This window comes from Agrobacterium vitis (genome assembly GCF_014926405.1).
Classification (GTDB): domain Bacteria; phylum Pseudomonadota; class Alphaproteobacteria; order Rhizobiales; family Rhizobiaceae; genus Allorhizobium; species Allorhizobium vitis_H.
The window spans coordinates 716,365-728,986 of record NZ_JACXXJ020000003.1 but is presented as its reverse complement, the minus strand read 5'-3'; the positions used below and the strand labels follow the sequence as shown (position 1 = coordinate 728,986).

General features: G+C 59.9%; 6 protein-coding genes. 5 read left to right on the top strand and 1 reads right to left on the bottom strand.

The window, feature by feature from the left end; translation table 11 throughout:
• Positions 1-164 precede the first annotated feature (164 nt).
• The 5 genes from IEI95_RS04715 (at position 165) to ligM (ending at position 10,179) form a co-directional block, all read left to right on the top strand.
• The gene (locus IEI95_RS04715) at positions 165-1,538 is read left to right on the top strand and encodes an efflux RND transporter periplasmic adaptor subunit (RefSeq protein ID WP_234890986.1); all 1,374 of its coding nucleotides are present in this window, start codon (positions 165-167) and stop codon (positions 1,536-1,538) included.
• Positions 1,535-4,633, top strand: a complete 3,099-nt coding sequence (locus tag IEI95_RS04710; protein ID WP_194416048.1) for an efflux RND transporter permease subunit — start codon at positions 1,535-1,537, stop codon at positions 4,631-4,633. Before IEI95_RS04715 ends, IEI95_RS04710 begins: the two co-directional genes overlap by 4 nt.
• Positions 4,630-7,737, top strand: a complete 3,108-nt coding sequence (locus tag IEI95_RS04705; RefSeq protein ID WP_194416047.1) for an efflux RND transporter permease subunit — start codon at positions 4,630-4,632, stop codon at positions 7,735-7,737. Before IEI95_RS04710 ends, IEI95_RS04705 begins: the two co-directional genes overlap by 4 nt.
• A gap of 141 nt (positions 7,738-7,878) precedes the next feature.
• Positions 7,879-8,637, top strand: coding sequence for a GntR family transcriptional regulator (locus IEI95_RS04700; RefSeq protein WP_156537269.1), 759 nt, complete (start codon positions 7,879-7,881; stop codon positions 8,635-8,637).
• Positions 8,638-8,760: 123 nt separating this feature from the next.
• Positions 8,761-10,179: a vanillate/3-O-methylgallate O-demethylase gene (ligM, locus tag IEI95_RS04695; RefSeq protein ID WP_194416045.1), complete on the top strand. Its 1,419-nt coding sequence runs from the start codon at positions 8,761-8,763 to the stop codon at positions 10,177-10,179.
• 152 nt (positions 10,180-10,331) lie between these two features.
• Here ligM and IEI95_RS04690 read toward each other — a convergent pair whose 3' ends face one another.
• Complete coding sequence (locus tag IEI95_RS04690; protein ID WP_156532709.1) at positions 10,332-12,620, bottom strand: heavy metal translocating P-type ATPase; 2,289 nt, start codon at positions 12,618-12,620, stop codon at positions 10,332-10,334.
• Between the last annotated feature and the right edge of the window lie 2 nt (positions 12,621-12,622).

Here is a 12,622-nt window from a genome sequence, read left to right as displayed (position 1 = left end):
GTGATTGGCTTGTCTTTATCCCGTAAGACAGTTTGATGAGCGAGTGCTATGAAGCCGGTTCTGTTCTTCTGTGGGAAAAGACAGGATTGCTGCCGGATGGACTATCCCCGAAGGACCATCCATGACGGGCCATGAAGAATGCGTGAGCGAAACCTATGAAGAGAATGACGAAGATCGCCCTGGTCGGCCTGGTGCTTGTGGGGGCCGGATTGGTTTATGCTGCCCGCCAACCGCAATTTGCCGCGATCACCGCAGGCTGGCTGGGTAAGCCCCAGGCCGACCGGCAGCGGGGCCGCGATCTCGCCATTCCCGTTGTAGCCTCTCCGGTGAACCAGACGAATGTACCCGTTTACGTGACCGGCGTCGGCAGCGTCAAACCGTTGAACACTGTTGTTATCCAGCCGCAAGTCAGTGGGCGGATCACGAAGATCGGCTTTCAGGAGGGGCAGGACCTGAAGAAAGGTGAGTTGATCGCCACGCTGGATGACGCACTTTATAAGGCGCAGCTGGATGAAGCGATTGGCAAGAAGGCCCAGGACTCGGCCCAACTGACCTACGCCATTCTGGAAATGGAGCGTTTGCAGCGCCTGATCGGTAATTCCGCCACCACCCAGCAGCAATTGGACAATCAGGTGGCGCTGGTTGCGCAATACAAAGCGCAGGTCCAGTCCGACCAGGCAGCCATTGAGGCGGCTCAGGCCCAGTTGGATTATACCGTGATCAAGGCACCGATGGATGGACGAACCGGCATTCGCAATGTCGATGTCGGCAATATCGTCTCGACCGGTGATACGACCGGCATCGTCACCCTGTCTCAGATCAAGCCAATTACCATCGTGTTTTCCATTCCGCAGCAGGATCTGGCCCGCGTCAATACCGCCAATGCCAGGGGCGCTCTTTCGGTCGATGCCCTCGGCGATGACGGCAAGACGGTCGTTGCCAACGGCACGCTGACGGTAGTCGATAACCAGGTGGATACTACCACAGGCACTGTCCGCTTGCGGGCTGAATTCCCCAATGAAGACTTAAAGCTCTGGCCTGGCGCTTTCGTCAATGCCCGGCTTCTCGTTGAGACAAAGAACAATGTGCTGACGGTTCCCTCGGCGGCCATCCAGCGCGGTCCTGCAGGAACCTACGTCTATATTGTTCAACCGAACCAGACGGTGAAGATCCAGGCGGTCACGGTTGACATGCAGGACGACCAGATGGCGGTGATCGCCAAAGGGGTTAGCGCCGGAGAGACTGTGGTGACGACCGGTTTCGCCCGGCTACAGGATGGCGCGCTGGTGCGGGTTTCGACGCCGCAGGAGGCCGATCCGGCCAACATGGCCGTACCGCTGGATGATAACAAGCCGCGTCAACGCCATGGCGGCAACCGTAACAATGGCCAGGCCCGGCCAAACGCCCATGACCCAGCCTCGCAGAAAAATGGAGGTGAAAAACCTCCGGCTGGGCCGGACGGCAAACCAGCACCTGCTTCAGGAGAACAAAAAGACATCGGCGCACCCGCAACCCCACCGGCTGACGCCGCGAAATGAGCATCTCGACACCCTTCATTGCGCGCCCCGTCGCCACCTCGCTGCTGGGGATCGCCATCCTGCTGGGGGGATTGCTGGGATATGCCTCGCTGCCCGTAGCACCGCTGCCGCAGGTGGATTTTCCGACGATCCGCGTCACCACGCAATTGCCGGGCGCTGACCCCGAGACCATGGCGGCCCTGGTGACAGCGCCGCTGGAGCGGCCGCTTGGGCAGATCCCGGCACTGGCTTCGATGACCTCTTCCAGCGCCTTCGGCATCAGCCAGGTGACGCTACAATTCAACCTCGACCGGGATATCGATGGTGCTGCGCAGGACGTGCAGGCGGCGATCAATTCGGCCAGCGGCAGCCTGCCGAAAACGCTGCCTTATCCGCCGACCTATGCAAAAGTGAACCCGGCGGATACGCCGACCATCACGCTGGCCCTGCATTCCGATAGCTATCCGATTCGCGATCTCAGCGACTTCGCCGATACGATCATGGCGCAGCGGCTGAGCGAAGTTTCCGGCGTTGGCGATGTGCGCGTTCAGGGCGGCGTGCGGCCCGCCATCCGCATCCAGGCGGATCTGACGCGGCTTGCCTCCTATGGGATGTCGCTGGAGGATCTGCGCACCGCGATTACCAATGCCAATGTTTCCGGTGCCAAGGGGGCAGTGGACGGCACCTATCAATCCTTCACACTCTCGGCCAATGACCAGATCCAGGACCCGGAAATCTACCGCGACACCATCGTCACCTACAGCAATAGCGCGCCTGTCCGGTTGCGCGATGTCGCCGATGTCGTTGAAGGGCTGGAAAACAGCCGCGTCGGTGCCTGGTATCAGGGCCATCCGGCTGTCGTCGTCGATATCATGCGCCAGCCCGGTGCCAATGTCATCCAGACCGTTGAGGATGTCCGAAAACAGCTGCCGCGCCTCAAGCAGGCGCTTCCCGCCGGGGTCTCGCTCGATATCGTCAACGACAGGACGGACACCATCCGCGCCTCCATTCACGATGTGCAATGGACGCTGGCGCTCAGCGTCGGGCTGGTCATTCTCGTGGTGTTTCTGTTTCTGCGCACGCTGACGGCGACGATCATTGCCGCTGTCGCCCTGCCGCTGTCGCTGATCGCCACCTTCGGCATCATGTATTTTGCCGGCTTCAGCCTCGACAATCTGTCGCTGATGGCGCTCACCATCGGCACCGGCTTCGTGGTCGACGATGCCATCGTGATGATTGAAAATATCGCCCGTCACATCGAGGAGGGCGAACATCCGATGCAGGCCGCCCTGAAGGGGGCGGGCGAAATCGGCTTCACCATCATTTCGCTGACAGCCTCGCTGATCGCGGTCTTCATTCCGCTGCTGTTCATGACCGGCATCGTCGGGCGGATGTTCCGCGAATTTGCCCTGACACTGACCATTGCCGTCGTGGTCTCGGCGGTGATTTCGCTGACGCTGACGCCGATGATGTGCGCGCGCATTCTGCGAGCCCCCAAGGAGCGTAATTCCGGCGTGCTCGGCATGGTGGACCGCGGCATGGACTGGATGAACGAAGGCTACCGGCGCAGTGTGGTCTGGGCTGTCAATCGCGGCTGGCTGATGCTGGTGCTGACGGGGATCACGCTTGTCATCACCGGCCTGCTTTACGTCACCATCCCCAAGGGCTTCCTGCCGGTGCAGGATACCGGGCTGATTTCTGCCGTCGTGGAAACCGAGCCGACCAGCTCGTTCGATGCGATGAAGCAGACCCAGTCCCTTGTCGGCAACCGGCTCCGCGCCGATCCGGCGGTGCAAAGCGTCATTGCGGTGATCGGCACCAGCGCCTCCAACCTGACGCTGAACACGGCAAGCTACAGTATCGTGCTGAAGCCGCTCGACCAGCGAGACATCTCGGCGACGGATTTGATCGACCGGCTGCGGGCCTCCGTTGCCGATATTCCTGGTATCCATCCGACCTTTCAGAGCATTCGCGATATTTCCATCAGCACGCGGGCCAGTCGTGCACCCTATCAATATACCCTGACCGGCACCAATACCGCGACTGTGGCCGATTGGGCCGACCGGCTGGCCCGGCGGCTACAGCAGAACCCGTTGCTGATCGATGTCACATCCGAAGTGGAAATGGGCGGCGGGCGGCTGGCGATCACCGTCAATCGTGAGACCGCAGCCCGCCTTGGCGTCTCCATGCAGGCGATCAACGATACGCTCTACGATGCTTTCGGCCAGCGCCAGATCAGCACCATCTACGGGCAGGCGAACCAGTACCGCGTCATTCTGGAGGCGGCGCAGCGCTTTCAGGGCGATCCGAAATCCCTGGAAAAACTGTATGTCAAAGGCACGAGCGGTGCCATCGTGCCGCTGAATGCGGTCGCATCGGTCAAGTTTACCACGGCACCGCTGGTGATCAGCCGCGACGATCAATTCCCCGCCGTCACCATCAGCTTCGATCTGGCCCGGTACGCATCGCTGAGCGAGGCAATTGCCGCCATCAAGAGTGCCGAACGTGACATCAGCATGCCCGCCTCCATTCAGCGGCATTATAGCGGCGATACCGAGGAATTCGACCGCTCGCTGGCAGGCGAGCCCTGGCTGATTCTGGCGGCGATCATCACCATCTATATCGTGCTGGGTCTGCTGTATGAAAGCACGATCCACCCGATCACCATTCTGTCCACACTGCCTTCGGCGGGTGTCGGGGCGCTGGTGGCGCTGATGCTGTTTGGTCAGGATCTGTCGATTATCGCCTTGATCGGCATTGTTCTGCTGATGGGTATCGTCAAGAAAAACGCGATCATGATGATCGATTTCGCGCTGGACGCGGAGCGCAAGGAGGGGCTTAGCGCCCGCGATGCCATCATCAAGGCCGCCGTCATGCGCTTTCGGCCCATCATGATGACCACGCTGGCTGCCCTGTTCGGGGCGCTGCCGCTGGCGCTTGCCCAGGGAACCGGCGCGGAACTGCGAATCCCGCTCGGCATCTCGATCATCGGCGGTCTGCTGCTCAGCCAGTTGCTGACGCTCTATACCACGCCGGTCATCTATCTGGCGCTGGATGGAGTGCGCGCCAGGATGCAGGGAAAGCGTGCTGCGTCCGAGAACGGAGGCCCGGTATGAATATCTCAAGCCTGTTCATCAGCCGTCCGGTCGGCACCACTTTGCTGGCCATCGGCCTGATGATGCTTGGGCTGGTCGCCTACCGGTTCCTGCCGGTCGCAAGCCTGCCTGCCGTCGATCTTCCCACTATAAGGGTGACAGCCAGCCGCCCCGGTGCCGATCCGGAAAGCATGGCCTCCAGCGTTGCAGCACCGCTGGAGCGCCATCTCGGTGCGATTGCCGGTGTGACCGAAATGACCTCGACCAGCGGGCTCGGCACGACCAATATCTTTTTGCAATTCGACCTTTCCCGCAATGTCGATAGTGCCGCCCAAGATGTGCAGGCGGCAATCAATGCCGCTGTTGGCGATTTGCCGAGTGACCTGCCGTCGCTTCCGTCCATGCGCAAGGCCAATCCTGCCGCATCGCCAATCCTGACACTGGCGCTGACCTCCGATACCATTCCCGCCAGTGCCATATACGATGCCGCCGATAGCGTCGTCGTGCAGCGGATTTCGCAGGTGGAAGGGGTTGGCGACGTCTCGGTCAGCGGTGCCGACCAGCCCGCGGTTCGCGTCCGGCTCAACCCGGACCGGCTGGCAGCCATCGGGCTTTCGGCGGATGATGTGCGCACCGCCATCGTCAATGGCAATGCGCTTGCGCCGATTGGTGCCATTGATGGAAGCCAGGCTTTCTATGCGCTGTCGGTCAATGCGCAATTGATTACGCCTGAAGATTACGGCCAGCTTGTCATTCATGCCTCCGATGGCATCGCCGTCCGGCTGGCCGATATCGCCACCGTGGAGCCCGGCGTGCGCAACCGCCGTTCCGATGCCTGGTTCAATGGCAAGCCCGCCGTTCTTCTCAATATTACCAAGGCGGCGGATGCCAATGTGATGTCCACGGTCGATGCGGTGAAGGCACTCATCCCCGAGGTCAAACAACTCATTCCCGCCGGTATCGAAATCGATATCCTCAATGACCGCACCAAGACGATTCATGCCAGCGTTGAGGACATGCAGTTTACCCTGCTGGCGACGGTAGCGCTGGTCATGGCTGTCGTCTTCGTGTTTCTGCGCCGCTTGGTGCCGACGCTGGCCGCAGGTTTAACTGTGCCATTGTCGTTTGCAGGCGCGTTTGCCGCCATGTGGTTGACGGGGCTGTCCATCGACAATCTGTCATTGATGGCGCTGGCGGTGGCCAGCGGCTTCGTGGTGGACGACGCGATTGTGATGATCGAGACGATTTACGCCAATATCGAAAAAGGCATGAAGCCGCTTGAGGCGGCCCACGCGGGCGCCCGGCAGATCGGTTTTACGGTGATCGCCATCAGTATTTCATTGATGGCCGCCTTCATTCCCTTGTTTTTCATGGGCGGCATTGTCGGCAAATTCTTCCTGACCTTCTCCCTGACGCTTGCCTTCACCATCGCTGTATCGACCGTGGTCTCCCTGACCTTAACGCCGATGATTTGCGGTCACCGGATCAGGGCGCGGGATCTCGATGCCCGGCAGGGGCGTTTCGACCGGGCCATAGAACACAGCCTGGAGCGGACCGTTGCCTTTTATGATCGCACGTTGAAGAGCGTTCTGCATCACCGTGTCCTTGCGGTGGTCATCACCATTGCCTGCATCGTGCTGACCGGTTTTCTTTATGCCAAAGTGCCAAAGGGTTTTATGCCGCGCGACGATACCGGCTTCGTGATGGGCAATAGCCAGGCTGCCAGCGACATATCCTATCCGGCCATGCTGGCGTTGCAAAAGCGGGCTTTGGCCATCGTAGAGCGCGATCCGGCGGTACAGAGCATCGGTGCCTCCGTTGGCGGTGGTTTTTTGGGAACAGCCAATCGCGGCCAGATGTTGATCGCGCTAAAAGCGCCTGATGAACGAGAGGCAACGGACGTGGTGATCGAGCGGCTGCGCCGTGCGGTTGCCGTCATTCCCGGCCTCGATACATCGTTCTTTTCGCCAAGCGATATCCGGGTCGGGGCGCGGACATCGGATTCGGAATTTCAATTCACGCTTTGGGATGCCGATTACGATGAACTGGTCGCCTGGGCACCGCGCATTCTCGCCAGGTTGCGGCAGGAACCCCTGCTGACCGATGTCAATAGCGACCGTCAACCGAGCGGGCTCCAGGCCAATGTCGTCGTTGACCGGACCGCTTCGTCTCGTCTCGGCGTCAAGATGACGGCGGTCGATGCGGCGCTCAACAATGCCTTTGCCCAGCGTCAGGTGACCATCGTCTATGGAGAGCGTAACCAATACCGTGTCATCCTTGAAACCTATCTGGATTTCGCCAAGGACCCGGAACATGTGTTGAAGATCTATGTGCCTGGAAATAGTGGTACGCAGGTGCCGCTCAGTGCTTTTGCCAGGATTGAGCGGACATTGGCACCCATTGGGGTCAATCATCAGGGACAATTTCCGGCGGTAACGATTTCCTATAATATCGGGCCGGATACCACGCTGTCCGAGGCCAATGATGCGGTCAAGGCTGCCGTTGCTGGCATGCATCTGCCCGATACCCTGCATGCCGAATTTGCCGGTGACGCCGCCAATGCATCGAGTTCCTCTGGCGGCCAGCCGTTGCTCATTCTCGCCGCTCTTCTGGCCGTTTATATCGTGCTGGGCATTCTCTATGAGAGCCTCATTCATCCCCTGACGATCATTTCCACGCTGCCTTCGGCGGGGCTGGGCGCGTTGCTGGCATTGTGGATCAGCGGCACGGAACTGACCATCGTCGCCTTTATCGGCATCATCCTGTTGATCGGCATTGTCAAGAAAAACGGGATCATGCTGGTAGATTTCGCGTTGGAGGCGGAGCGTCAGCATGGCATGTCACCCGAGGATGCCATTCATGAAGCCTGCCTGCGGCGGTTTCGGCCGATCATGATGACGACGCTTGCCGCCTTCATGGGCGCGCTGCCGCTGGTGCTGGCAACCGGGCCCGGTGCCGATCTTCATCGACCGCTCGGGGTGACAATCATCGGCGGCCTCATCGTGTCGCAGGCGCTGACCCTTTACACCACGCCGATCATCTATTTGATTTTTGCGCGTCTGTCGGCGCGCTTTGGCGCGAAAACCAAAGCCGAGAAGAACCTGGAACGCCGTCCGGCTGTTTAGACATCGCCCGTTGCGAACAGATATGATCGTCATTGCAGCTTTTCCATGTATACATTAAATTAGAAAAATTGCGTCTGCTGCTTGCCGCTGCGCGGCAGCGGGTCGGGGGAATTGATTGGTTTGGAAAGGGGCTTTGTCAGGATGCAGAAGGATACGAAAGCCTCGGTAAAACTGGTGGATACCGCCACCCATGGCCGCCGTGCGGTGATCGAATTGCGCGAAAAAATCATCAGCGGACATCTCACCGGCGGGACGCGGTTGTTTGAGGTGTCGCTGGCGGAGGCGCTCGATATTTCCCGCACGCCGGTGCGCGAAGCCCTGTCACGGCTGGCCGAGGAAGGCTTGCTGGATCGCTTGCCGAATGGCGGTTTTGTGGTGCGCCGGTTCGGTTATGATGATGTTATTGATGCTATCGAGTTGCGGGGCGTCCTGGAGGGGGCGGCGGCAAGGCTGGCCGCAGAGCGTGGGCCTGATGCGGAGGCGCTCTCTGCGATTTCTGAGACAATTATTAAGCTAGATCAGTGTTTTGGCCCCTATGTCGATGACGTTGACTTCGATGCCTATGCCGATCTCAACGAAATTTTTCATCGTCAATTGGCCGCCCTTTGCGCAAGCGAAGTAATGCGCCGCGAGGTGGAACGGGCCTGCGCCTTGCCCTTCGCTTCGCCCTCCGCTTTCCTGCCCAACCGGATGGATATTGCGGCTTTCCGCCGCTCCTTGCGGTCGGCGCAGGAGCAGCATCGCGGTCTGGTTGAGGCCATCACAGCTCGCGAGGGCGCGCGCGCGGAAGCTATCGCTCGTGAACATGCCAGGACCGCGCGGCGGAATCTCGATTACCTTTTCAAGGAAGCGCCTGGATTGATCGACAAGATCCCGGGCATGGCGCTTATTCGCCGCTGACCGTTTCGCGCAGTGTTGTGTGTTAATCGTGATGGCCACAAAAAAGCTTCAGAAACGGGCTTGCATTCTGCTCAAGGGTTGGCATCAATGTATACACACTGAACAGCGCCTTGGGAGGGCACGATGGCAGCAAGCAGTCTCCACGATATTTTGCAGGATAATTCCGACATTGTCGGCCGGTTGCGCAATTCGCCGGTCGGGATGTATGTATACCCGGTTGTGACACCCGAATTCAGCAATTGGCGCTCCGAACAAGTGGCCTGGCGCAATTCCGCCGTGCTGTTCGACCAATCCCACCACATGGATGAATTGATTGTCGAGGGACCGGATGCAGAGAAATTTCTCAGCCATCACGGCATCAATTCCTTTGCGAATTTCGGTCTCAACCGGGCCAAGCACTTCGTTCCGGTCACGCCGAACGGTCATGTGATCGGTGACCACATTATCTTCCGCGAACGACAGGACAAGTTCATCCTGGTCGGCCGCGCCCCGACCTCGAACTGGCTGATGTTCTGTGCCGCTTATGGCAAATGGAACGTCCGCCTCAAGCACGATCCGCGTTCACCGTCCCGCCCGGAAGGCGAACGGGTGTTGCGCACCCATTATCGCTACCAGATCCAGGGGCCGGAAGCCCCGAAGATCTTTGAGAAGATCAATGGCGGGCCGGTTCCGGAGATCAAGTTTTTCCACGTCGATTGGATCAATGTCGGCTCCAAGAAGGTGCAGGCGCTTCGCCATGGCATGTCCGGCGCGCCGGGCCTGGAAATCTGGGGGCCGTATGAGGACAAGAATTACATCCTGTCCTGTATTCTCGAAGCGGCAAAGGATGCCAATGTCGATCTGGTGCGCTGCGGCAGCCGCGCCTATTCCACCAACACGCTGGAGAGCGGCTGGATTCCCTCGCCGCTTCCCGGCATCTATACCGGCGATGGTATGCTCGCCGACTATCGTCAATGGCTGGGTGCTGACAGCTATGAGGCCAATGGTCCGATTGGTGGCAGTTTCGTCTCCACCAATATTGAGGATTATTACGTCAATCCGTTCGAGCTTGGCTATGATTTCTACATCGGCTGGAAGAAGGATGATTTCATCGGTAAGGCAGCGCTTGAAAAGATCAAGGGCCAGACCAACCGCAAGAAAGTCACCTTCGAATGGAATGCCGAGGATGTGGTCGAAGTGATCGCCTCTGCCTTCCGTCCGGGCGAAGACAGCTACAAGTGGATCGATTTCCCCGTGCTGAACTACGCCTCAACCAGCGCCGACATGATCGTCAATAACGCGGGCAAGACGGTGGGCCTGTCAATGTTTGGCGGTTATTCCTACAATGAGCGCTGCATTCTGTCGCTCGGCATTGTCGATGCCGATGTCAAGGAAGGCGACGTGCTGACGTTGATCTGGGGTGAACCAGACGGCGGCAGCGGCAAGACTTCGACCGAGCGCCCGCACAAGCAGGCGAAAATCCGCGTGCGGATCTCTCCGACACCTTATGCGCGCCAGGCCCGCGAGACCTATGCCGAGAGCTGGCGCACCAAGAGCAAATGATCTGCTGGAATTTTTCAGTAGATCGAAAACGTTACCGCGCCGGGTGATGTATAAAACGCTCGGTGCTGTCATAGACCTATCATAGTCGCACCCCGATATCTCTTGGATATCGGGGTGATTTTGTATCGGACTGTCAGTCCGCATATGCCCAGTCAGGCGGCCTTTGCGCTGCCGCGCCAGCGCAACAGGCGCATGGCGTTGGCGGTGACGAGAACGGTGGCACCGGTATCGGCGAGGATTGCTGGCCAGAGACCGGTAATGCCGATGATTGTCGTCACCAGGAAGACGGCTTTCAGCCCGATGGCAATGGTGATATTTTCACGGATATTGCCCATCACCTGCCGCGACAGCATGACCATGTCGGCTAGGTCCATCACCCTTCCATGCAGAATGGCCGCATCGGCGGTTTCCAATGCCACATCCGTTCCGCCGCCCATGGCGATGCCGATATCGGCGGCGGCGAGAGCGGGGGCGTCGTTGATGCCGTCTCCGACCTTGGCGACCCGCTCGCCTTTCGCCTGCATGTCGCGGACGATAGCCTGCTTGTCTTGCGGCAGCAGATCGGCACGAGGTTCGATATCAAGCAGGGTTGCAATGGCCCGGGCCGTAGCGGCATTGTCGCCGGTCAGCATGACCGGGCGAATACCGGCGGCCTTCAGTGCGTCCAATCCCTGGCGGGCATCGGGGCGCGGCTCGTCGCGCAGCGCGATCAGCCCCGTGACTGACCCGTTCTTCACCAGCAGAGAGACAGATTTCCCTTCCGCACTCAGTTTTTCGATCCGGGTGACGATCTCAGCGGAAACAGGGGTCATTTCGGCGGCGGCACTGGCCGATCCGAGGAAGAGGCTGATGCCACCCACCGTGCCGCGCACGCCCTTGCCAGCGATAGCGCCGGTCTCGTTTGCCGTTGGTATGTAAATGGCGCGGTCGGTGGCGGCCTCGATAATCGCCCGGGCCAGCGGATGGCTCGACCCCATTTCAAGGGCTGCCGCATCGGCCAGCACGTTCTCTTCGACTGCGCCGCCAAACGCGATGATATCAGTCACCTTCGGCTTACCCTCTGTCAGCGTTCCCGTCTTGTCGAGCGCGATGGCGGTGATCCGTCCGACATTTTCGAGAACCGCGCCGCCCTTCATCAGCAGGCCACGACGCGCACCGGCGGAAAGACCGGCGGCAATGGCAGCGGGTGTGGAGATCACCAGAGCGCAAGGGCAGCCGATCAGCAGGATTGCCAGACCTTTATAGAGCCAGAGGCTCCAGTCCCCATCCCAGAACAGCGGCGGCAGGATTGCCACCAGCGCGGCCAATAGCGTTACAGCGGGTGTGTAGTATCGCGAAAACCGGTCGATGAAGCGCTCGGTTGGCGCTTTGCTCTCCTGGGCTTCCTCGACCAGACGGACAACGCGGGCAATGGTGTTGTCAGCTGCTGTGGCCGTCACCTTGACGCGAAGCGTTCCTTCGCCATTCACCGTTCCGGCAAAAACGCCTTCCCCTACGCCCTTGGTTTTCGGCAGGCTCTCGCCGGTGACAGGGGCTTCATTGATCGCGCTGGTGCCATCGATAATCTCGCCATCGGCAGGAACCCGGTCGCCGGGCCGCACGATGACGATGGTGCCGAGTGTCAGGCTGGCGGCGGCCACGTCTTCAATGCGGCCATTCCGCTCGATCCGCGCCGTATCGGGAACCAGCTTGGTCAGGCCTTGAATACTGGCCCGCGCCCGCCCGGCAGCAAAGCCTTCGAGCAATTCACCGACGAGAAACAGGAACACCACAGTTGCTGCTTCCTCGGTCGCACCGATGATGATGGCGCCGATAGAGGCGATGGTCATCAGCATTTCGATGGAAAACGGCGTTCCAGCCAGCGCGGCCATCACCGCACGGCGGGCAATCGGCACGATACCGATGGCGATGGCCGCCAGAAAAGCCCAGAAGGAGAGGGAGGGCACGAGATGGCCGATGAGCATGGCAATAACGAGTGCAGCACCGCTCGTTGCGACCTGCCCGGCCTTTTGTGTGCGCCACCAAACGGCTGTCGTGGGTCCGGCATCATGCTGATGGCTGTGCAGGCCGCCACTATGAGAGGCGTGGTCATGTCCCTCATGGTCATGCCCCTCATGATTATGCTCATCGTGATGATGATGATGCGCCTCGCCATCATGATGGCCCGTGCAGGTGGAGCCATGCGCGTTATCGTGCTGGTGATCGTGTTGTGGAACGGAAGCGGCGAGGCGGGTGGTCTTGTAGCCAAGGCCGGTTACTTTGTCGGCAAGCGTCACCAGATCGGCATCGCCATCGTGGACGACCGCCATGGTCTGTGCCGTCACCGAAACCCGGACATCGGTAATACCGGCCACACGGCGCGCTGCCGTGTCGATTTTTGCCGCGCAGGAGGCGCAATCCATGCCCTCGACGCGGAAGCGGGTGGTCTGTTCGGTTGCCATCG

Bases quoted from the DNA above. Each gene is read 5' to 3' on its own strand.
- ligM (WP_194416045.1), top strand. From the start codon at position 8,761: ATGGCAGCAAGCAGTCTCCACGATATTTTGCAGGATAATTCCGACATT.
- IEI95_RS04710 (WP_194416048.1), top strand. From the start codon at position 1,535: ATGAGCATCTCGACACCCTTCATTGCGCGCCCCGTCGCCACCTCGCTG.
- IEI95_RS04705 (WP_194416047.1), top strand. From the start codon at position 4,630: ATGAATATCTCAAGCCTGTTCATCAGCCGTCCGGTCGGCACCACTTTG.
- IEI95_RS04690 (WP_156532709.1), bottom strand. From the start codon at position 12,620: ATGGCAACCGAACAGACCACCCGCTTCCGCGTCGAGGGCATGGATTGC.
- IEI95_RS04700 (WP_156537269.1), top strand. From the start codon at position 7,879: ATGCAGAAGGATACGAAAGCCTCGGTAAAACTGGTGGATACCGCCACC.
- IEI95_RS04715 (WP_234890986.1), top strand. From the start codon at position 165: ATGACGAAGATCGCCCTGGTCGGCCTGGTGCTTGTGGGGGCCGGATTG.